Source organism: Phycisphaeraceae bacterium, assembly GCA_020851465.1.
GTDB lineage: Bacteria > Planctomycetota > Phycisphaerae > Phycisphaerales > Phycisphaeraceae > JADZCR01.
Genome location: JADZCR010000001.1, coordinates 489,124 through 510,723, shown reverse-complemented (window position 1 = coordinate 510,723; position 21,600 = coordinate 489,124). Strand labels below are relative to the sequence as shown.

Annotated in this window: 21 protein-coding genes; 14 read left to right on the top strand and 7 right to left on the bottom strand. The window is 56.0% G+C overall.

Annotation, left to right across the window (positions count from 1 at the left end):
• Nucleotides 1–6: 6 nt before the first annotated feature.
• The 3 genes from IT444_01945 (at nucleotide 7) to IT444_01935 (ending at nucleotide 3,047) form a co-directional block, all read left to right on the top strand.
• Nucleotides 7–336, top strand: coding sequence for a Rieske 2Fe-2S domain-containing protein (locus IT444_01945; GenBank protein ID MCC7191519.1), 330 nt, complete (start codon nucleotides 7–9; stop codon nucleotides 334–336).
• Nucleotides 337–476: 140 nt separating this feature from the next.
• On the top strand, nucleotides 477–1,865 hold the full coding sequence (locus tag IT444_01940; protein MCC7191518.1) for a dipeptidase: 1,389 nt from the start codon (nucleotides 477–479) through the stop codon (nucleotides 1,863–1,865).
• 78 nt (nucleotides 1,866–1,943) lie between these two features.
• The gene (locus IT444_01935; protein ID MCC7191517.1) at nucleotides 1,944–3,047 is read left to right on the top strand and encodes a 3-isopropylmalate dehydrogenase; all 1,104 of its coding nucleotides are present in this window, start codon (nucleotides 1,944–1,946) and stop codon (nucleotides 3,045–3,047) included.
• Between the two features lie 75 nt (nucleotides 3,048–3,122).
• Here IT444_01935 and IT444_01930 read toward each other — a convergent pair whose 3' ends face one another.
• The gene (locus tag IT444_01930; protein ID MCC7191516.1) at nucleotides 3,123–3,983 is read right to left on the bottom strand and encodes an SMP-30/gluconolactonase/LRE family protein; all 861 of its coding nucleotides are present in this window, start codon (nucleotides 3,981–3,983) and stop codon (nucleotides 3,123–3,125) included.
• Nucleotides 3,984–4,106: 123 nt separating this feature from the next.
• On the bottom strand, nucleotides 4,107–4,937 hold the full coding sequence (locus tag IT444_01925; protein MCC7191515.1) for a TIGR00282 family metallophosphoesterase: 831 nt from the start codon (nucleotides 4,935–4,937) through the stop codon (nucleotides 4,107–4,109).
• Nucleotides 4,938–5,053: 116 nt separating this feature from the next.
• Between IT444_01925 and nrdR the strand changes: the two genes are divergently transcribed.
• From nrdR to amrA, 5 genes are all read left to right on the top strand, one after another.
• Nucleotides 5,054–5,545 carry a transcriptional repressor NrdR gene (gene nrdR / locus IT444_01920; GenBank protein MCC7191514.1) on the top strand — a complete coding sequence of 164 codons (492 nt, stop codon included), beginning with the start codon at nucleotides 5,054–5,056 and terminating at the stop codon, nucleotides 5,543–5,545.
• 215 nt (nucleotides 5,546–5,760) lie between these two features.
• Nucleotides 5,761–6,213, top strand: a complete 453-nt coding sequence (locus IT444_01915; GenBank protein MCC7191513.1) for a CBS domain-containing protein — start codon at nucleotides 5,761–5,763, stop codon at nucleotides 6,211–6,213.
• Nucleotides 6,214–6,315: 102 nt separating this feature from the next.
• A complete protein-coding gene (locus IT444_01910; protein MCC7191512.1) occupies nucleotides 6,316–7,326 on the top strand; it encodes a diguanylate cyclase in 1,011 nt (336 codons plus the stop codon).
• Nucleotides 7,327–7,444: 118 nt separating this feature from the next.
• Nucleotides 7,445–8,461, top strand: a complete 1,017-nt coding sequence (locus tag IT444_01905; GenBank protein ID MCC7191511.1) for a dihydrodipicolinate synthase family protein — start codon at nucleotides 7,445–7,447, stop codon at nucleotides 8,459–8,461.
• Between the two features lie 60 nt (nucleotides 8,462–8,521).
• Nucleotides 8,522–9,091 (top strand): AmmeMemoRadiSam system protein A, encoded by a 570-nt coding sequence (gene amrA / locus IT444_01900; GenBank protein ID MCC7191510.1) that lies wholly within the window; start codon nucleotides 8,522–8,524, stop codon nucleotides 9,089–9,091.
• Between the two features lie 48 nt (nucleotides 9,092–9,139).
• Here the strand turns inward: amrA and IT444_01895 are convergent, their stop codons facing one another.
• Complete coding sequence (locus IT444_01895; protein ID MCC7191509.1) at nucleotides 9,140–11,050, bottom strand: glycosyltransferase; 1,911 nt, start codon at nucleotides 11,048–11,050, stop codon at nucleotides 9,140–9,142.
• Nucleotides 11,051–11,233: 183 nt separating this feature from the next.
• Between IT444_01895 and IT444_01890 the strand changes: the two genes are divergently transcribed.
• On the top strand, nucleotides 11,234–11,851 hold the full coding sequence (locus IT444_01890) for a BMC domain-containing protein (protein MCC7191508.1): 618 nt from the start codon (nucleotides 11,234–11,236) through the stop codon (nucleotides 11,849–11,851).
• 36 nt (nucleotides 11,852–11,887) lie between these two features.
• Here IT444_01890 and IT444_01885 read toward each other — a convergent pair whose 3' ends face one another.
• Both IT444_01885 and IT444_01880 read right to left on the bottom strand, forming a co-directional pair.
• Nucleotides 11,888–12,523: a DNA-binding response regulator gene (locus IT444_01885; GenBank protein MCC7191507.1), complete on the bottom strand. Its 636-nt coding sequence runs from the start codon at nucleotides 12,521–12,523 to the stop codon at nucleotides 11,888–11,890.
• Nucleotides 12,524–12,542: 19 nt separating this feature from the next.
• The gene (locus tag IT444_01880) at nucleotides 12,543–14,018 is read right to left on the bottom strand and encodes a HAMP domain-containing histidine kinase (GenBank protein MCC7191506.1); all 1,476 of its coding nucleotides are present in this window, start codon (nucleotides 14,016–14,018) and stop codon (nucleotides 12,543–12,545) included.
• Nucleotides 14,019–14,083: 65 nt separating this feature from the next.
• Here IT444_01880 and IT444_01875 point away from each other — a divergent pair, with 65 nt between their 5' ends.
• From IT444_01875 to IT444_01855, 5 genes are all read left to right on the top strand, one after another.
• Nucleotides 14,084–14,530, top strand: coding sequence for a dual specificity protein phosphatase family protein (locus IT444_01875; GenBank protein ID MCC7191505.1), 447 nt, complete (start codon nucleotides 14,084–14,086; stop codon nucleotides 14,528–14,530).
• 326 nt (nucleotides 14,531–14,856) lie between these two features.
• Nucleotides 14,857–15,726, top strand: coding sequence for a DUF1559 domain-containing protein (locus tag IT444_01870; protein MCC7191504.1), 870 nt, complete (start codon nucleotides 14,857–14,859; stop codon nucleotides 15,724–15,726).
• A 102-nt stretch (nucleotides 15,727–15,828) separates the two neighbouring features.
• The gene (locus IT444_01865; protein ID MCC7191503.1) at nucleotides 15,829–16,755 is read left to right on the top strand and encodes a DUF1559 domain-containing protein; all 927 of its coding nucleotides are present in this window, start codon (nucleotides 15,829–15,831) and stop codon (nucleotides 16,753–16,755) included.
• A gap of 80 nt (nucleotides 16,756–16,835) precedes the next feature.
• The gene (locus IT444_01860; protein MCC7191502.1) at nucleotides 16,836–18,188 is read left to right on the top strand and encodes a hypothetical protein; all 1,353 of its coding nucleotides are present in this window, start codon (nucleotides 16,836–16,838) and stop codon (nucleotides 18,186–18,188) included.
• A gap of 92 nt (nucleotides 18,189–18,280) precedes the next feature.
• Entirely contained in the window at nucleotides 18,281–19,567 is a 1,287-nt protein-coding gene (locus tag IT444_01855) for a beta-ketoacyl-[acyl-carrier-protein] synthase family protein (protein MCC7191501.1), read from the top strand.
• A gap of 139 nt (nucleotides 19,568–19,706) precedes the next feature.
• Here IT444_01855 and IT444_01850 read toward each other — a convergent pair whose 3' ends face one another.
• Nucleotides 19,707–20,624 carry a fibro-slime domain-containing protein gene (locus IT444_01850; GenBank protein MCC7191500.1) on the bottom strand — a complete coding sequence of 306 codons (918 nt, stop codon included), beginning with the start codon at nucleotides 20,622–20,624 and terminating at the stop codon, nucleotides 19,707–19,709.
• A gap of 320 nt (nucleotides 20,625–20,944) precedes the next feature.
• Complete coding sequence (locus IT444_01845) at nucleotides 20,945–21,598, bottom strand: prepilin-type N-terminal cleavage/methylation domain-containing protein (GenBank protein ID MCC7191499.1); 654 nt, start codon at nucleotides 21,596–21,598, stop codon at nucleotides 20,945–20,947.
• Between the last annotated feature and the right edge of the window lie 2 nt (nucleotides 21,599–21,600).

The following is a 21,600-nucleotide window of genomic DNA, read 5'->3' as shown; positions in this document are numbered from 1 at the left end:
TACGTCATGGCCAAATGGGTTGATCTGGGTCCGGTCGAAGACTTCGCGGCATGTAAGCAGAAATCCGTTCAAGCTGAGGGGGTTCCTGTGGCTGTCTTCAATGTCGAAGGGAAACACTTCGCCATAGCCGACATTTGCCCACACGCAGGCATGCCCTTGGGACATGGCGAAGTCTGCAACAAGGTGGTGACCTGCCCCTTTCACGGTTATGCCTATAACATCGAGACCGGAAAAAACGTGGACTTCCCTGATCAGGAACCACCCGTACGGACATATCCGGTACGAGTTGCCGAGTCCGGAATGTTGCAGGTCAATCTGCGACCCGATCAGCCTTAAGGCCTGACAAATCGGGACTCCGACTTCGTAATTCCGTAAATTCGGATTGATCGGTATCCGTCTCGCTACATGCGGAATTCATCGACAGATAAATTGGAATTTCGATTTTTTGGAGCGGCAAACGCAGCCGTTTATTCAACATGATCGACGCCCTTCTCAAACACATTGCCGCGGATCAATCGGCTGCGGTGGAACGGCTCAAAGCCCTGCTCGCCATCCCCAGTGTCAGTACGGATCCCGCCTATACGAAAGACATGAAATGCGCAGCCGACTGGGTTGCTGGTGCTCTGCTAGAGGCTGGCCTTCATGCGACGGTATATCCGACAAAGGGGCACCCGGTGGTGCTCGCACAATCATCGCGTGATGCTGCGCCGACAGACGCACCGCGTATTCTGTTTTACGGTCACTACGATGTGCAACCGCCCGATCCGCTCGACCTGTGGAAGACGCCACCCTTCGAACCGACGGTTCGTGATGGCAAAATCTACGCTCGCGGAGCTGTGGATGACAAAGGTCAGGTCGTTGCGTTCATCGAAGCTCTCCGAGCGTGGAAGAAGATCGGCGGTAAGCTCCCTGTTCATGTCACCGCACTGATCGAAGGTGAGGAGGAGTGCGGCAGCTCGCATCTGCATGATTTCCTCATCACGCATCAAAAGGAACTCGCTGCCCACGACTTCGTCCTTATCAGCGACACCACACTCTGGAACCGCGAAACGCCGGCGATCACCTACGGGTTGCGCGGACTGCAATACTTCGACATCCAACTTCATAACTCCAACCGTGACCTGCACAGCGGCGTATATGGCGGCACACTTGCCAACCCTGCCACAATCCTCACACAGGTACTCGGCAGGCTGTTTGACGAACAGGGACGTGTGACCATCCCCGGTTTCTATGACGACGTGCTACCCGTCACCGACGCAGAGAGACAGCAATGGGCAACGCTCGGATTTGATGAAAAAGAGTTTCTCGGCGCGATCGGCGTGGCTACGCCCTGGGGGGAAGCCGGCTACGGCACACTTGAGCGACGCTGGGCGCGACCAAGCTGTGATGTAAATGGACTCTATGGCGGCTATGGCGGCGCGGGAGCCAAAACCGTCATCCCCAGTTTCGCGGGAGCCAAGGTGAGCTTTCGACTCGCACCGAATCAAAACTCAAAGAAAATCGCGGCGGCCTTTGACCGCTGGTTGCGCAGCCACGATGTGCATGGCTGCCGATGGCAGATCAACGATCTTCACGGTGCGGAGCCTGTGATCGCACCAACGGATTCCCCGTGGGTCGCTGCGGCACAGCGAGCATTTACTCGTACTGCAGGACGAAAAGCAGTTCTGGTTCGTGAGGGGGCGACGATCCCTGTCGTAATCGACTTCAAGCGAGTACTCGGATTGGACAGCCTGCTGATCGGGTTTGGCCTGGAGGACGATTGCATCCACTCACCAAATGAAAAATTTGATCTGGATTGCTTCGCGCTGGGTTGTCGTACACATGCCGCACTACTGGCGGAGCTGGCTGATATCAGGAGCAAGTAAAAAGGTCATCCTCAAACAATCATGGCTAAATCTTTGCGTCCACGTTAGCCTATCCGCCCCGTTTTCAAGGATTCTTCCATGCTCAAACTTGCAGTTATCGCCGGCGACGGCATCGGTCCCGAAGTCACTACGCAGGGACTCCGCTGCCTCGATAAGCTCTCCAAAGCAGCCGGAACCGACGGCTTTCAATATCAGGTCACACAAACCCCCTTCAGCGGTGCCCGCTATCTCAAAGAGAATATTGTCATCACCGACGATGAACTGGCCGAGCTGCGCCGCAACTACGACGCGATCTATCTCGGAGCGGTGGGAAGGCCGGATGTCGCGCCGGGCATCATGGAACGAGGACTGCTGTTGAAACTTCGTTTCGAGCTTGACCTCTTCGTCAATCTCCGACCGGTCAAGCTGTACCCAGGGGTGCAGACACCGCTGGCGGGTAAGACAGGCGAACATATCGACATGGTTGTGGTTCGGGAGAATACCGAGGACCTCTACTGCGGTGTCGGCGGGATCCTCCGAAAAGGTACGCGAGACGAAGTGGCAGTGCAGGAGATGATGGCCACACGCATGGGTGTCGATCGCTGCCTGCGTTATGCCTTCGAGCTTTGTCGCGCCCGAAATCGAAAAGATTCTCGCAAAGGAAAAAAACTGACACTCGTCGGCAAGACTAATGTGCTGACCTACGCGCAGGATCTCTGGATGCGAGCCTTCACCGAAATGGGTACCAAGGAATATCCCGACATCACTCGCGAATATCACCACGTGGACGCGTGCTGTATGTACATGGTGCTGAAACCCGAAGTGTATGACGTGCTCGTGACGGGGAATATGTTCGGCGACATCATCACGGATCTGGGCGCAGCCATCGCCGGCGGCATGGGTGTGGCTGCCAGCGGAAACCTTGATCCGACAGGTAAAAGTCCGAGTATCTTTGAACCGATCCACGGCAGCGCACCGGATATCGCCGGCCAGAACAAGGCCAACCCCATCGCTGCGATCCTCTCGATCGCCATGCTGCTCCAGCAAACCGGTACCGTGAAAAAGGATGCGAAGCTGATCGCAGCAGGCGACCGGCTTGAAGCTGCCGTCATGCGAGTCTGCCCGCGATTCGCCGGCATGCCTTTCGATCGCCTGCCGATGCCGACACACGCCGTGACCGATCTGGTCCTCGCGGAGCTGTGATCTGTCGGGAAGCCGAAAGTATTTCCCGCGGTGCTGGTGGTTATTCGCCAACGGGGGCGATCTGTTTTCAGATCATCATTGCACGCGGGAGAAAAACTCCGCCCTGCCTTTGACGCCGGGTTTCAAGCGATAGAGCGTACCCGCCGCTTCGCCGTTATTGACAGGATCATTGCCCCCCGCTGTCGTCACATACATATCCGAGTAGTCTTTGCCGCCGAATGTGCAGCTAGATATTTTTCCGGTTGGAAATTTCACTCGTCGTAATTCTTTCCCCTTGGCGTCGAACACCACCATCATCCAGCCATCCCAGCGGGTGGACCAGATATTGCCGTCGATATCGACCGTCATTCCATCCGGCCAACCTTCATCGTCAGGTGAGCGGACCAGCACACTTTCATTGCTGAGCTTGCCTGTTTGTCGATCGTAGTCGAACTTGAAAATCGTGAAGCGTAAGGTGTCGGTGAAGTAGAACGTCTTCAGGTCCGGACTGAAGCCCATTCCGTTACATACTTTCACTTCGTCGCGAATTTTTTTGATCGAGCCGTCACGCTCAAGCAGATATAGACGGCCTGTGTGCGGGGCGGTGTCCGTGAGTGTCCCACAAAAGACTCGGCCTTCGGGATCGGCAATCACATCGTTAAACCTGCCGCCGCGTTCCTCCGACAGAGAATCGACAATCGTCCTGACGACTCGACCATCTTTCCACAGCGAGATGTTGCCTTGATCACCAAAGAGCAAAAGCGATCCCTCGGGCTGAAACGTGAACCCTCCGACACGCGGACCGGAGTAAAACTGTTCATGCCGCTGCGTAGCAGGGTCATAGCGAAACAGCCGACCGGTTTCGATGTCAGTCCAGTAAATCCGCTTTTCTAATGGATGCCAGAGCGGCCCTTCCCCGCAGTGACAGGCGTAATTCGCAATCGACTCGATTTTCATAGTTTGTCCTACTGAAAAATCATCCACCCACGTGACCATACTCGGAAGTAAAAACCAGCGGCCAGTGACTAAATCTCTTGATGCGACCCAGCGTATCGAAGTCGGGCTTTTCTGCTGACGTCATCACGCGGTAAACGGCGGTTTGTTCGCGTCCGCTTTGAGTTCAATCCGTTCGATGGCTGTGGCTTTTTTCGTTTTCTCGTCAATCTCAATCATCACGCCGCAAACACGGGGGTCGCCCTCAGCGACATCGAACGGCGTGGGCATGGCGGTGAGCATATGGTGCAACACGCGATCGATGTCGCGGCCGAGGATCGACTCCTGCGGGCCGGACATGCCCAGATCGGTGATGTAGGCTGTTCCTGAGGAGAGGATCCGTGCGTCTGCTGTCGCCACATGCGTGTGGGTACCAACAATCGCTGCGACCCGTCCGTTGAACTGCCAGCCGATCGCTTGCTTTTCACTCGTCGCCTCAGCGTGAATTTCCACTAGTACAATTGGATTGCGCTCGGTGATTTCACTCAGTACCCGTTCAATAGTGGCGAACGGGTCGTCGGCTGGGCCTTGCATGAATACCCTGCCCAGCACCGTCACGACGAACAGCCCTCGTCCCGAAGCTGCGCTGCCTTCGGGAAAGGCGATGCGCATCCAGCCTTTACCTCGCGCACCGGGCGGATAGTTTGCGGGGCGGATGATGTCGTTCTGACGTTCAAGAGTCTCGACAATCTGAATTTTTTTGTAGGCATGGTCGCCGAGCGTCAGACCATCAAGCCCAGCCGCACGGAGACGGGTGTAATGCTCTGGCGCGAGGCCGGTGCCGTTGGCGGCATTCTCTGCATTGGCGAGGATGAGATCGGGACGCCATCGCTCGCGGATCACGGGGATCTGCTGTGCGACAGCCAACCGACCCGGGCGGCCGACGATATCCCCAAGCATCACAACGCGGACAGGCATGGTGAAAGTATAGAGTGATCTGATGTAGCGGTGATTCGAGGTGACTGCAGCCGCTGCTCTGACCGTGAAAGCATGCCGTATCCATACCCCGTCTGCGCTACCTTATACTCAAGGATATGATCTGCCCCTTTTGCGGCTCGGATCAAGACAAGGTCATCGACTCGCGGGCGACCGATGGCGGCAAAGCCATCCGCCGGCGGCGCGAGTGCCTCGGCTGCCACCGCCGCTACACCACTTACGAGCACGTCGAGGAAACCACCAAACTCGCAGTTATTAAAAAGGACGGCACGCGCGTACCCTATTCCCGCGAGAAAATTCTGGGTGGGCTGGAACGCGCCTGCTACAAACGACCCATCACAACCGAAGCCATGACCAGGATCGTGGATGAGGTAGAGGAAGAGTTATTTCGTCGCAGCGACCGCGAGGTGCCTTCCATTGAAATCGGTCGGTCTATTGCACAGCGGCTCAAGCAGATCGATCACATTGCCTACGTCCGATTCGCCAGTGTGTACAAGCAGTTTCGCGATCTTGATGACCTGCTGGATGAGGTACGGGAGGTACTGGAATCCACACCACAAGACCCTCCCGAACAGGGAAAGCTGTTTTAACGTCTCGTGCGCGGGCTAGGTTTCAACTCATCAAGATTTTTGCGGGAACTCTAATCATCCATTTTCTCGTCTCGGCCCAGATTTCTCTTGCCTCTCGACGATAAATGTGCTTCTATTGAGATAGCCAGTGACGGTGTGGCCCCGTACATTCCCGGGCGATACCGGGACCATCTCTTGGCGGGACTTCGCCGTCGTCAACTTTCAAGGAGACGATCATGGCGACTATCAAAGACCTCCTGGTGAAAAAAGGGCGGCACGTTTCGTCGATCGGGCCTGAAGCATCCGCACTCGATGCTGCACTGCTCATGAATGAGCATAAAATCGGCTCACTGGTCGTCATTCACAATGACAAGGTTGAAGGCATCATCACCGAGCGCGACATTCTTCAGCGCGTCGTTGCCGCTCGCCGCGATCCCGCCAAATGCCGTGTCGCCGACACCATGACTCGCGACGTTATCTGTTGCACCGAGGTTACAACGCTGGACGAGGCCAGAGGGGTGATGAAGAATCGAAGGATTCGTCACTTACCCGTCGTTAATCCACGCCGCGAACTGCTGGGGTTGATTTCCATTGGCGATTTGAATGCTCATCTGGCGACCGATCAGGAGGTGACGATCCACTTTCTTCATGAGTACTTGTATGGCCATGCGCCTGCGGAATCGCCGTAAAAACACGATCGCCGTCGGTTGCTGGTGACGCGGCTGCCCATGCGGCCCGATAATGTTTAGCTCTCACCAAACTCACCCCCTTTTCCTTCCGATGAACCCTTCGTGAGTCAGGGTTCATTGCAATCCGAGACGGCTGTACCATCGGTAACAGTCGGGGGGCCGCGTCAGGAAGCACCGCCCGAAGCGATGCCCGTGCAGCCGCGCATCAGCTCCGCATGGAATGATGTTCCTCTGCGCAACAAGGTCAACCTTCTGGTCGCGCTCGCGGCCGTCGGCGGTGCCGCTATCGGATTTATCGAAGCCAAGTTCGGCAGTATGGGAATTCTTCTGGCGATCGGCCTAACCGCCATCATCAGCGCGACACTGGTACTGGCACGCCACTGGATCGGGGGGCCTTTCGAGAAGCTCGCGATCCAACTGGCGCGGATCACCCGCGACTACAGCCTGCCGGAGATCAAAGCTCTACCCATCGAGCGGCGAGATGAGGTTGGCCAGATCGCGCGGGAGATTCATCAGATCGCATCCTGGTGCCGCCGCGATTACCACGAAGCCAAGCACCTGCGACGAACCCTTGACCACCGAGTCGAGGAGGCAACGCGTCGTGCCACACGCGAGCTGCGAACGATGGCCATGCGCGATCCGCTCACCGACGTCGCCAACCGCCGTTTCCTCGAGGAACATCTTGAACCGCTCGCGGAGTCGGCGCGTCAGTCCAACGAAGACCTGGTCTGCGTCGTAATCGACGTGGATCATTTCAAAACGATCAATGACACGCTTGGGCATGCCGCAGGAGACGCCCTGCTCGTCTCGCTGGCAGCATTACTCAAAGGATGCGCCCGCCGTGAGGATTACGCGATCCGGTTAGGCGGTGACGAGTTTCTAGTCCTTATGCCCGGATGCAGTGTCGAGCGGGCCGGCGCACTGGCTAAACAGCTCATTACGCTTTTTAACCAGCAGGCTCCCACTAATCTGCCCAATGGAATCAAGACCGGCCTGTCCATCGGCATCGCTTCGCTTCGCCGCGACCACGCACGATCCGGCCATGAACTGATCGAAATGGCGGATAACAAACTCTACAACGCGAAACGTGCCGGTCGTGGTCGTGTGGCATAACACGGGACGCCGCGGGCATAGATCCCATCACCCGTGATATCCTGTGGATTGGCGCAACCGATCGTTCTCCATCTCTGATATCATTGCTTTTTCGCATCACCACTGAGGTTCTCTGCTCATGCCCGGAAAGCTCCAAGGCATCTTCTGCCCCAACATGGTTCCGCTCGACGACGCCGGCCGCGCGATCAACGAGTCAGAACTCGCCCGACTCATCGACTACCTCATCGAAAAAGGCGTCACCGGCCTGTACCCTAACGGATCAACCGGGGAATTCGTCCGACTCGACTATCCCGAACGGCGACGTGTTATTGAAATAGCCTGTGACCGGGCGAAACGTGCTGGCCGCGAGGTACCCGTGCTCGCCGGCGCGTACGAGGCTCATATCGATCTGACTGTGGACACGATGAACTACTACGCGGACCTGGGTTGTCGCGCTGGCGCGATCATCGCGCCGTACTACTTCAAGATGAGTCAGGATTCCGTTCACCAGTATTTCGAGGAACTGGCTGACCGCAGCCGGTTACCTGTAGTGATGTACAACATTCCGCAGTTTGCTAACGAGATATCCATTCCAACCATCGTCTCGCTCTGCAAACATCCCAACATCGTTGGCATCAAAGATTCGCAGCGCGATCTGCCGCGATACATGAACACCATCAGCAAAATCCGGCCAATCCGTCCCGATTTCTCATTCCTCATCGGTTGTGAAGAAATCCTGCTGCCTTCACTGCTCATGGGAGGCGATGGCGGAACGATCGCTACCTCCGGCGTTGTACCGGAGATGATCATGAGGCTCTACAACAACTTCCGTGAGGGACGGATCGCCGAGGCAACAAAAATTCAGTACCAGATGCTCGAACTGATCGAAGTCATGCTGACCGGGGCTGATTTTCCCGAAGGTTTCCGGGCCGGTATGAGCGTGCGCGGCTTCCAAATGGGTAAAGGCCGACAACATCAAAGCTCCAGCAGTCAGCTCAATATTTCCCGGATCACCAACGTCATCCAGTGCCTGATCAGCGAACACGGGTTGGTCAACCCGCCCGCTTCGGGGTGTCCTGTTCCCGGAAGCGACAGCGTCGATGCCAACACCGTTAAGGAAATCGTGGCGCGAGTCATGGCCAGCCTTGGTCGGTGATGTACGTTTCGCTTCCTTTACGGGGATGTCTCCATTACCGAGCACCGTTACACTTGAGATGTGGCAGAGATGATGGTGTTAACGGAGGAAGACCGCCAGACGCTCCTGCGCATCGCACGGGATGCGATCGCACAACGATTGAAAAATCGCAGTCAAATACAGATCGACCTGTCACACTATTCAGCAGCTTTGCATCAGAAGCGGGCTACTTTCGTTACACTTTATCTTGGCAATAAATTAAGGGGCTGCGTCGGCACGCTTGAAGCTCGACGTCCTTTGGCTGTTGATGTTGCCACTAGCGCGGTATCGGCTGCATTTTCCGATCCTCGATTTCCGCCGCTTACCGAAGATGAACTGATGCAAGTCGAAATCCATCTTTCGATTCTCACACCAGCATCACCGATGACATTCACGAGCGAAAGCGACCTGATCGCGCAATTAAGACCGGGTGTGGATGGATTGCTGCTGGAAGAAGGTCGCTACCGGGGCACGTTTTTGCCTGCTGTCTGGGGTGATCTGCCGGAGCCGCGCAAGTTTTTACAACATCTGAAAATGAAGGCTGGCCTGCCTCCGGATTACTGGAGCGAGACGGTCAAAGTGTCGAGGTATGAGACGATCACTATCCCCTAAGGCGGGAGAGGCTGTTTTTACAGGCAGTTTTACTTGGTGACGATTCCCCTAGCCCACCCGATCCAACGCCAACTCATGCGCCTCGTGATATCGCCGACCAAGGTTATGCCAGTCGAAGTGCTCGCTGAAACTTTCGACATTATTTCGCAGCGCGATTCGTTCACGACGTGAAAGCTGCACAAAGCGGAACATTCGTTCCGCCAGTTCCTGTGCTGATTCGTGCCAGCCGACATTTTTACGTCGCAGCACATACAGTCCCCGCTCTTCGTGATCGGGCAGTAACTGCACAAGATAGCTGCCGAATCCCGACAGATCGCTGGTGATCGCGGGCACTCCCAGCGCGATCGATTCCAGCGGTGTGTAGCCCCACGGCTCGTAGTAGCTCGGAAACACGCCCAGATGACACCCCCGCACGAAGTGTTCGTATTCCATACCAAAGAGTGGATTGGCCGGCGTCACAAACTCAGGATGGTAGATCACCTTCACCGGGTCGCTCTGCTGGTTCCATAGTCGGCAGGCTCGGATTTGGTTAAGCAGCTCGTCTTTCTGATCGTCCACAAGATCATGCGTGACAACGCCGGGAGGAAATGCGCGACGCCACGCATGCATTGTGCGACGGAGTCGCAAAAGCCAATACTCATCCACGAGTGAATTGAGATCGGGGATCTTCCCGGCCGTCGCAGCGTGAAAGAGCTTGTCGGCTAATTCCTCTTTGATCGCCTCTGTCGCGGTGCGCAGCTCGTTGAGCATTGCGCTGCTCTGCAGAGCGGTGACATTGATCGATTTGTACGGCCTGCGGGTGATGATGAAGTTCACAACGGTAACACCCGATTGCGTTTCGCGCAGCCGATGATTTAACCGTGCCAATGCTTCGACGGTGATATCCAGTCCCTTGTTGCGATATTCATATCGACCGCTGGTGAAAAAATAGAGCGTCTTATCGAGGTCGAAACTGTAGCTGGGAAAGAAGTGCCCGATCGTGAACTGGTGCAACTTCTCTTTATAAAACTTGTGTAGGTTCTGAAACTCATGGAGTGCCGCGAATCGCTGGATATTCAAGCCGTTGGGCAGCAGGACATCCGGTGCGCGGCCGAGCAGGTAACGACATTCCTCCGCGGTGATATCCGAGACGGTTGTAAAGACGTGTGCCCCGTGGGCGGCGGCACGTTCGAGCTTATATTGCGCTTCGACATTAAATTTTCTTGCCTCGGCGTCGGAGTTATAGAACGGCAGATTCCCGTAAAAATGCTGGTCGTGCATCGCCAGATAACGTCCCAGCAGCGTGGCGTGTGTCGTGAAGACAAGTGATCCGGGCCAATTCGCGCGACGCAATATCGGAATCGCGGGACCTGTCATCCACTCGTGGAAATGAGCTACCAGCTTGCGACGATCCGATTCCTTCTGTGCCAGCAGCATGAGAAACAGCCGGGCAACTTCACCAAAGGCAACGACGTTGTTGAGCAACTCGTCATCCGCGGGAATTGAGATGGCGTGATCTTTCCACAGCCGGTATTTCACCTCATGCAATCTGCTGAAAATATCGAGGTAGTTGAGCAGCACCACATGCGGCCGGCCATTAACAAGCCATCGGCCATAGTGAGCGCCGATACCCATGTCGCGTATCTGCTTGACGACCTGTCCGATACCGCCCGAAAGAGCCGCCGGCTCGAACTCCACCGCCACCTGAGCGGGGTTGTAAGGCCCCAGCAGCAGATAACGCGAACCCCAACTGTCGATCATGCTGGGGACTTTGGAACGAAGGACGGTATAGATGCCGCCGATCTGATTGCAAACCTCCCACGCCACCTCGACGAGCATTGGCTCGGCGCGGCGATGTCGGTTCGGCCGCGACTCGCTCGCATGCTCCGGGATGACTGGCGCGGAGGCAGAGCCCGGTTGCGCCGGGAAGTCCGCGGACGGCTTAGTCATGTCAATGACGCCCCTGATCTGATCGAACATGTGATTGTAGCGGAACCAGTTATCAACCTATGAATCGATTTTCTTATCGGGCTAAGATACAAAATCAGGGAATGCCCGCTTCCTGATCAAATCATCATTTCCAGTACGGCGATGACCCTCCACCAGTTACCAGTGACATGTTGATCTACCTTTGCTTGTCGGCTTTTCGTTATTCTGTAGAGCTTGCCTGCAACCACATTTAATCTCGGCCTGATCGAAACACACAGCCTAGGCGTGGCTTTGGTTATCGCTGACGCTGCGGTGAAGGCTGCCGATGTCACCATCGCGGGAATCGAAGGCAGTGCAGGCACGGATATCGCAATCAAACTCGTGGGTGATGCCGCAAGCGTTCGTCGAGCGATAGAAACCGCAGCTCACATCGGCGAGCAAATGAAAGCGAAAGTAGCCACGACCTTTCGCATGAACATGGCGGACCCGCCGCGGGCAGCCATGGTTTACACAAAACAAGAATACAGTCCGATCAACGATGGCAACTTACACATGCTGCCATCCACGAACGAAAGGAAGCCATTAATGCAAGCACTGGGACTTCTGGAAACACAGGGGCTCGTAGCTGTAATCGAAGGGACGGATGCCATGGTCAAGGCAGCAAATATCGAGATCGTCGGCAAGGAAAAAATCGGCGCTGCCCACGTAACGGTAATGATCCGTGGTGATGTGGCAGCGGTGAAGGCGGCAATTGATGCTGGCAAAGCTGCGGCTGAGAAAGTCGGCAAGGTAGTCGCGGCGCACGTCATTGCGAGACCACACGATGCTCTTGCGAAACTTTTGCCGTCGTAAGGTGCAGCCGTCTAATAGGAGTCCGTGTCTTAGCACTTATTCCGAGGAAGGCTGTTGCCCACGTCCCTCATATTGAGCGAGGCGATAGTAAAGCTTTCGTAATGAGATACCTAGTTCCGCAGCAGTATTGGCACGATTTCCTCCGTGTCGCGCTAAAGCGGCCATGATGTGACGACGTTCGATGTCTTCCATTGATTCGCCGGGTTCTGCCTGAGGCCATTCTTTGGGAGGAGTAACCGCTACCGGTGCAGGTGCCGGGCGGGATGCGGCAATTCGCCGCCGAGCACGCTCCAGAGCTGCTTCAAGGTCTCCCAGCGGACAAGGTTTAGTCAGGAACTCCACGATATCGAGGTGAATTGCCTGGCGAGCCGAGTCGAGATCGCCGTAACCGGTGAGGATGATTACGGGCAGATTATGGTTACTTTTACGAGCGGTTCGGAGCACTTCGATTCCATTGATGCCCGGAAGATTCAGGTCCAGAATGATGATGTCCACGGTCTCGGTTTCGAGCTGCCGAAGTGCTTCTTCGCCGGTCCGCGCCTGGAAGGAAATAAAACCCATGTCGCGCAGCGACCGGGCAAGCATTTCGCGCAGTCGAGGCTCGTCCTCAACAACGAGGACGTGCAGGTCCGACTGAGCGTTTCCCGCGGATCGAGCTTCAGCGTTCGTCACAGCAACCTTTCGATGTACTCTAGACTCTCGGCCACTCCATGATAAAACGACTGCCTGTGCCTGGTCCATGGCTTTCCGCGCGAATTTGACCGCCGTGCGTTTCCACAATTGCGTGGGTGACCGCCAGTCCCAGCCCGATACCACTCGGCCGGCCATCACTTCCCCGCTTAGCGGTGAAAAACGGCTCGAAAACATGGGCGAGGACTTCGGGAGCCATTCCCCTGCCATTATCGCTGACCGTCAACTCTACAAAACCATCCATGCCGCGAGCATTAATCTCCACCACGGCTACCGTGGCTGCAAAGTCAGCAGTCGCCTCCAAAGCATTAACGACCAAATTCAGTAACACCTGTTTTAGTTCGACCTGGTTGGCGCTGACCTGAAGCCCCTCCTCGCAGCGGACGGACACGCGACGGCCGCGGTAGCGAGGGAGCCCTGCCACCAGATCGCTCACTTCCTGTGACACCTGCTGAACGTTCACAGTCACACGATCACGATCACCGCCTCTGATCAAACCCAGCAACTTACCTGTGATTTCCTTGCACCGTATCGCTTCCTCCGCAATGACGCGCAATGAGCGGGTGGTGTCTTCAACCTCAGCACTGCGAGCCACGGTGACACGGGACAGTCCACGTTCCGCCAATTCCGCGTGACCGGAGATAATTGCCAGTGGATTATTAATTTCATGCGCCACACCTGCCGCAAGAAAACCCATGCTCGCCAGACGCTCTGAGCGGATCAGTTCGCGACTCTTGGCGTCCACTTTTTCTTCCAGGCTGCGATAGAAACCATCAAGCTCTACCGCCATCCGGTTGAACTCTTCCGCCAATTGCGCAAACTCCGCATCGCCGTGTACCGCCAGCGGTGCATCAAAACGCCGTCCTTTCAGACGGGTCACCCCTTCACCCAATCGTCGTAACGGCCCGATTACGCTGCGATACTGCATTAGTCCGATCAAAATCGCACCCGTCACGACTACAAGCGACACTGCGCCCAGCGTGACCATGATGCTGGTCTTGCGCACCCAACGCTCACCGTCGATTTCCGCCATCTCCTGTCGAGTCGTGGCTGAGATATGGTTCATCGCATCCAGAGCATGATTGATACTCCCGATCGCTCGCGCGATTCCATCTTCCGACACCCGATCATCCAAGGCCCGCTGCGCCGCTACCAGAGCGTCACACGCCTGACCGATCATTTGCTGATCCGATTGGAGCGGCAACTCATAAAGTTTTTTCGTCGCATCACGGAGCTGCGATGCCACCTCCGTGCGATCAGGCGGGAGACGGTCGAGCATTTCTCTGGCACGCTGCACACTCAGGGCGACATCGTAGGTTGCCTTGAGCCGGTCATAGGCTGTCAACGCACGGATGAGGCTGTCATCAATCCCGTAAAGCCCCCACATGGCGGTACCTGCCAGCAACAGCAAGCCGAGAATCAGGACAAGCGTGCTGATCCCCATGCGCGAGGCAAGGGTACGGCTGGATTGGTCCATGCTTTGAATTTTACTCGCGGTTGGCAGGCTCAGAAAAAGTACTCCAAGAGCGTTACGATGACGATATGGATTCTCCGCTCGACATCGCTCAGATCGACGATCACGGCAGGCTCTTTCTCTCGGCGGTTATCAACGACTGGGCAGCCGTCATTGAACGCGGCATCAACGTCGTGATTGACCTCGAAGGCGGCGTGGACCCCGGCGTACCCGAAGGTGCCGGTCAGTTTCTCTATGTTTACCTGCCCATCAACGATGGCGATATGCCAGATATCGATCGATTGCACGCGGTCGCCAAACTCGGCGCAGAGCTGGTTAAACGCGGCGACAGGGTACTCGCACACTGTGGCATGGGACTCAATCGCTCAGCCCTGATCGTCGCACTGATCATGCGCTATCTGGGAGAAGAGCCAGCCGCTACTGTCAACCGAATCCGTGAACGTCGTCCCGGCGCACTCTATAACCGGGCATTTGCGGAATACCTGCTGACGGGATTGGTCAAACCGCTGGAATAATCCCCGTATTCCGCGGATCAATGCATCGCATAGCCAACAAATTAGTTACAACACTTCGCCTACTCTGATAACCAGGTTCATGATGGTAATTCCTGATTGCGAGCGGCTCTATGTGCGGCTTGTGGGTTATCTTGATGTAATCGACGCCAAAACTAATCGCAGCCGTCTTCATCGCGGGTCTTAGAACGGATTAATTCACTCACCGGCAATGATTTTCGAGTTCCCTTCCAACCAATGACAAAATTCTCTTGTCTTCGATTAAACTTTGATTAGGATTATTTAGCTGGAGCCCCTTAATCTGCGGTCCTATCGCACAGGGTAATCGCATGCGACAACTCGGGCGGCACATCATCGTGAAGTGTTCGCCTGCAACAATTCAACGTAGATATACAGGCTTTACACTCGTTGAGTTGCTGGTGGTAATTTCGATCATTGCTTTGCTGATCGCGTTACTTCTGCCAGCCTTGGGTAAAGCAAGAGAAACCACCCGTGCGACCGTCTGCTCCAACAACCTTCACCAACTTGGAATCGGCATGCACAGCTATGCTGCCGATCATCAGGACTCTCTACCGCGATTCCCTACGATCGTGGACTCGGTTACGGGAACGATTCGCTACTCGACACTCGAATGGTTTCGATTTAATCCGGGCTATGTGAATGGCGGGCCGGTCGGACCAACGGTCCCGGAGCAACGAAATCTTTTCCTTTTAGGGACACACTCGAAAGTTTTTGACTGTCCTTCAACCACCAACAAGACAAACTACTATTGCAGCGGGGTTGGCTTCATTACGGGTGCTGACAAAATTTTCGATTACCTTTTCAACACAAGATTTAATGTAACCCATGGCATCCAGTCTCTTGATGGGATCGCCAATCTCGTTACAAAATGGGATCAACTCCCGCGTAATCAAATTGTTTTGATGGACCAGCACGAAATCAACCGTTGGGGAAGCACTATACCCCTCGGCGGATCGCCTCCGATACCCGGCTCGACGAGCAGTGAAGTCTGGGCAATGTGGATCGGTGCATTTCTAGGCGTGCCGAGTACCAGTTCGGATCACCATCCCGGTGTCCACCACAATGGCGGAGCCAATATCCTTTTTCCCGGCGGCAACGTATCGCGCACTCCTGCAAAGTCGTACTTACCCGGCTATGAATCAGGATCCTGGACGCCGTTCAATGATCGCATCAACTAAAATTTCTGCCTGATTGAAACTCCCGTCCGCTTTCATACGTCTGAATGATGTAACGCCAAGGCGTATCCGCGAACACGCAATACGCTTTCCGAGTACGAAATGATGGATTCCCGCCGCTGTTTTTACATCATGCGACACCACACCACTCAAGCGTTTACGCTCATCGAATTACTAGTCGTTATTTCGATTATCGCTTTGCTCATAGGTATTTTGCTGCCGGTGCTCAGTTCCGCGCGGGAGTCAGGGCGAGCGGTTCAATGCTCATCTAATCTGCACCAGGTTTCGCTTGGATATGCGATCTACGCCAACGACCACCGCGGCCTGGGGGTGCCCGGACGCATGCCCAATATCAGCGGGGCGAATATTTACAATGTCGGCAATGGTCACGTCTGGCGGCCACGCTGGTACGTCACCATGGGATCGTCAGCGGGGTTTTACGCTTTCACAAATCCCAACGACGTTGATAGCTCAAACGACAACACCCGACTGGTCACCCACAAAATATTCGTCTGCCCCACCGTGCCCGAACGGGTCAACAATCGAAACTTCCCCTACGGATACAACCACCAATTTTTGGGAAATAGCAGGATCGGATCGAGCGGCGTTGCTATCAACTTCCCCGTACGGGTTGAAAATTTAGTCAGCCAGACCGTGCTGGCTGGCGATGCGCTGGGTACCGCTTCAGGTCGCCCCAAGAGTACCCGGACACCTTACGACGCCTCCGGTACGGCATCGGCCCTGACCAACGTCAGCAATCACGGCTGGTCACTCGACCCGCCACGCCTGTTACCCGCAGCCCAGAGCGACTATTGCGATGATGCGAACCGCGCTGATATCAACCGCTCCGCTACGGATGACCGCCACGGTGGTGCAGCTAACGTGTCGTTCATTGATGGTCACGTCGAGAGGCTCAATCGGACGATGCTTGGATATGTCGTCAATACCGATGACTCCGTAGAAGCACGGACCGGCGCGCATAACCGGCTCTTTTCCGGTACCGGGCGCGATGACGATCCCCGTCCGCGCTAAGTCTGGCCCGAACCGCCCCATTTCCCCGTCTGATTTTTCCCGCTTACACTACTCCGCTTCGTACGGAGTCGGATTTTCGCATGGCCAGACGTGTACTAATAACCGGCCTGGGTCCAGTGAGTGCTATGGGCCTTGGTATTGAGGCAACGTGGCAGTCCGCACGGACCGGCCGGAGCGGAATTGCACCAATCACAGCCTTTGACCCTGCGGGCTTCGCTTGCCGCATCGCCGGCGAAGTACGGGATTTCAAGGTCAGCAATTTCGTGCCCAAAAGCTACCGCAAAGGTATCAAGGTCATGGCGCGGGATATTGAACTGGCTGTCGCCGCAGCCGACCTGGCAGCACGTGATGCGAAGCTGGTGACGCGAGGCATAGCCGAGGGCGACCCAGCCTCTCCCGCACTTTCCTACGACCCGACACGTGTCGGCGCTCATATTGGTGCTGGACTTATCGCTGCGGAACTCAACGAGCTGACCGATGCTCTCAACTCCGCCCGTGCTGCGAACGGCGAGTTTGATATCCACGCCTGGGGTAAGGAGGGCATGACCCACCTCACCCCGCTCTGGCTTCTCAAATATCTGCCCAACATGCTGGCCTGCCATGTGACGATTATTCACGACACGCAGGGGCCATCAAATACGATCACCTGCGGCGAGGCATCCAGCGGACTGTCTATTGGCGAGTCATTACGTGTGATTCAGCGCAGCGCAGCTGATGCCTGTTTCTGCGGCGGAGCGGAGAGCAAGCTCAACCCGATGGCTTATCTGCGGCAACTCATGACCGGGCGGCTCACAACGACCGACTACGAGGCTCCCACCACCGCGATCCGGCCGTTTTCTAAGTCAGCAAACGGTACAGCTCTGGGAGAAGGCGGCGGCATCGTGGTTCTCGAAGCAGAAGACACGTTCAACAAACGCAGGGATGCCAGCGGTGCCCGCGCGTATGCTGCCATCCGCGGCTTCGGTGCTTCACAGACGGTGCATCCACAGTCACGAAACCTCAAACCCGATCCGCAAGGTAAAGGCATCACGCTGGCAATCAAAGCGGCGATGCGCGAGGCAGGAATTGGCGCTGATGAAATTGATCTGGTGATTCCTTTTGGTCTGGGGTGGGCGGAGTCCGATCGCGCTGAGGCTGCGGCAATCCGCGAAGTACTCGGCGACTATGCCACGAAGGTGCCGATCGTTTCCATGAAACCCTATGCGGGCAACTGCGGCGCTGGATCAGGTGGCATTGATGTCACCATTGCCGCTAAAGCCCTCGTCGAACAAACCATACCCGCGACTCTGAATTGCGATAATCCTCTGGACGGCATCCACGCAGGGACCGCACCCTCTCGGTCGGCAACACTGCGACACGTGCTGACTTTCGGAGCCAGTCTCGGCGGGCAAAACGCTGCCCTGATACTGGAGCGAGTCAACACATCTACCTGATGTTGATGACGGCTGGGCGATCACACCTGTGATCTGAAACACGTGTCCGCCAATCATCCGGATCAATCGTCTCGCGCCGCTACAATGCCCCTATGACACCACGCATCGTCATTACAGGTATCGGTTGGGTCACGCCGCTCGGCCACGATATAGAAACTGTCTGGTCACGCCTTCTCAGGGGTGAATGCGGCATCGGTCCGACAACCCGTTTCGACGCCACAACATTTCCAACCAGTTTTTCCGCGCAGGTTAAAGACTACGACTACCGCGGCTACGTGAAAAATCCGACGATCCACGAAGGAGTGGGACTGAATACCGGATTTGCACTCGGAGCTGCGACACAAGCATGGAAATCTTCCGGACTGGATCGCTATCAGGATCTCGACCGCCAGAGAATGGGGATTTACCTCGGCTCAGGTGAAGGTTCTCTCGATTTTGATAATTACGTCGCGGCGAATCTTGGCGGTTGGGATCAGGAGAAAAAGTCACTGGACACGGTGGCGTGGTCGAAGCTCGCAGAGACACGGATGAATGCGACGCGCGAAATCGAGCAAGAACCGAATATGCCACTGACCCATCTAGCAATGGAGTTTGAGGCACAGGGACCGGCATACAACTGTCTCACCGCTTGTGCCGCCAGCACACAGGCCATCGGCGAGGCGACACAGATTCTCCGTCGCGGTGATGCGGACGTCATGATCACCGGCGGCGCGCACACGATGATTCACCCCTTCGGCGTTACAGGCTTCAACCGACTCACCGCGCTCTCACGACGTAACGACTCCTGCCTGACCGCAAGCCGGCCATTCAGTGTGGATCGTGATGGGTTCGTACTCGGCGAAGGTGCAGGGATGCTCATCATCGAAACCCTCAATCACGCGCAGCAGCGTGGCGCGAAAATCCTCGCGGAGATCGTCGGCTACGGCTCCAGCGCGGACGCCTATCGCATCACTGACATCCACCCTGACGGACGCGGTGCGATCGCATCCATGAAGCAGGCCCTCTCCGACGCAAATGTTCAACCTCGGGACATTCACTACATTTCCGCGCACGGGACAGGGACCAAGGAAAACGACTCCATCGAAACTCTCGCAGTCAAGCATGTTTTTGGTGAGCACGCTCGTAAAGTGCCGATGAGCTCGGTCAAAAGCATGCTTGGCCACTTGATCGCCGCAGCCGGTGCCGTGGAACTGATTACCTGTGTATTGGCGATTCGTGACAACATGCTCCCCCCGACGATCAATCTCAATAAGCCCGATCCTGCTTGCGATATGGACTACGTGCCTAACCACGCCCGACCGGCCAAGGTCAATGTGGCACTCTCAAATAGTTTCGGCTTCGGCGGTCAGAACGATACGTTAGTCATCAAGCGGTATTGACTCTTCTGCACACTGATCTCCGACGTAATCCGCCAATCGTGTGGCGGTGATGGGGTTATAAAAAAGCAACGCCGCGTCCCCTCGGGCGCAGCGTTGCTGAGTCGAAATCTTTGATTTCAGCGGAGGGGTTCCCCGCTCTTTAGTCATAGAGAGCAGTGATGGGTTTGGCTTCCTGTAACAGGATGCTCGTATCAATACGGAAGTTGGACTCCGTCACGTGCCGCTCAGCAAAAAAGAAGTCGAGCGTACACTTCTGGCCGTCCTCCAGATCCAGATCGATATAGATGTCGTTTTTCTTGGGCGCATTACCCGAGAGGTCAGCCGCGGACCACTTGCTCGCCAGCGATGAGGCATAGCTGGAGCTGACCTTTTTCACCGCGCCGGTGACGGGGAATGGCAGCGTGGCGTTATAGATGAACGCTTTGCCGTCAAAAAGTACGACGTTACCCGACACCGCGCCATGCACGCCCCCGAGGTCGATCACCTTGACACCGTTGATATACACCCAGACGTCATCGTCGCCGGTGAACTTAAAGTTCTGGCCAGGCTCATAACTGAACTTGGTGTTGAGTTCATAGGTAAACGAGAAGTTCCTCTCCTTACCCGTCGAGTCCTTCTGGCCCTGGTTACCCAGGAGTTGGCCGTCGATGGGGAAGAACTTATTGGTCGAGTACGAATACACACCGCCGGGTGTTGATTTGCCGTTACTAAGCGTGATCGACAACGGCATGGACATGTTTACGCCTGCCACGTCGTTGTACCACTTGTTGAAGTTGCTCGCGCTGGACATCGAGTCGTTGCTCGGGCGGACGGAGTTATAGACTGGCTTGCCGTCGCTGCCCAGGTTCGGCCCGACAAGGTTGATTACGTGACCATACGTTCCGTGACCTGAAACCGTATTGCAGGTTTCAAAGTCCGGGTGCCCGCCCGCCTTATCGCCGCGCTTGAAGTCTCGCACGGTACCCGACAGGGTCAGCGTATCCGCCCCCGCGGGTATCGCGGGCAGAAGTGCCGCACCACAGAGCGCGGCAAGCAGGATGCCCTTCTTGATTTTCATAAATCCCCTTTCACGATCCTCGCGGTTGTTGCCTGGCCGTTGCCCACAACGGGCGCGGTCCCCTGCGAGGCGAGGTTACGCCAAACGTACGATTCACTTTTTCAAGAGGCGACCATCAAGAAAATGATTTCGCGAGCTTTCTCGTTCGTCAGCCCCTACAACCCGCAACACCGACAGGACATGAATCCAACAGAAATGCAATACCCACAAAACAAATGCACAACGACAACGCCACCGCGATTAGTCGCTTAACCGTGAATATTCAAATAGGAGTGATAACTCAACCTCGGCCACTTCTTCGGAGTCGCCGCAAGGTGGATTTAATCGACCTTGCGAGGCTTCGTGGATGCGATGATGCGGATGTCCGACACGTTGCCGTTTTCGAGCGGCAAAGTCGCGTCGGCTCCAGGACGTACGGTCAGGTCCATCGTCGCACGGTCCAGGACAAGCAGGCCGTCATTGTCCTCCTTACGCAATGCGTAGAAGGTGCATGCGGTCACGCCGCCGATAAGCGGCTGCTCCTGTGCCGTAGTTGACCCTGCGGGAATCGTGATGAGCCAAAGCTCGCTCGAAGCGGAACGATATTCGATGGTGATTTCGTTACCGCTGGGGTCGATGAGTTCGAGGTAGTTGCTGGTGATGGTGTTGCCGTTGAGAGTAACGGGCGGGCTGTGCGCGCCATCAGGCAGAAGCGGGCCGTGGGCGGTGCTGGTGCGCACGAGCATCAGCAGTCGATTGGTAATCATCCGTGTGCCGGCCTGCGCGCTGGCCTGTTCACAGGAATCCGCATACGCGCGGAAGCTCGCATCGGTCGCAACCATCGTGGCGGTCAACAACATCGCGGTGATCGCCAGAGCTATCAGGGTCTCGACGAGACTGAGGCCACGACGGCTGGCAGCCGGCAGCCGGTGATCGCGTATTGTCGAACAGTTGAATTTCATATCGAGTCCGTGCTTTCCAACACGATCGGCCATCC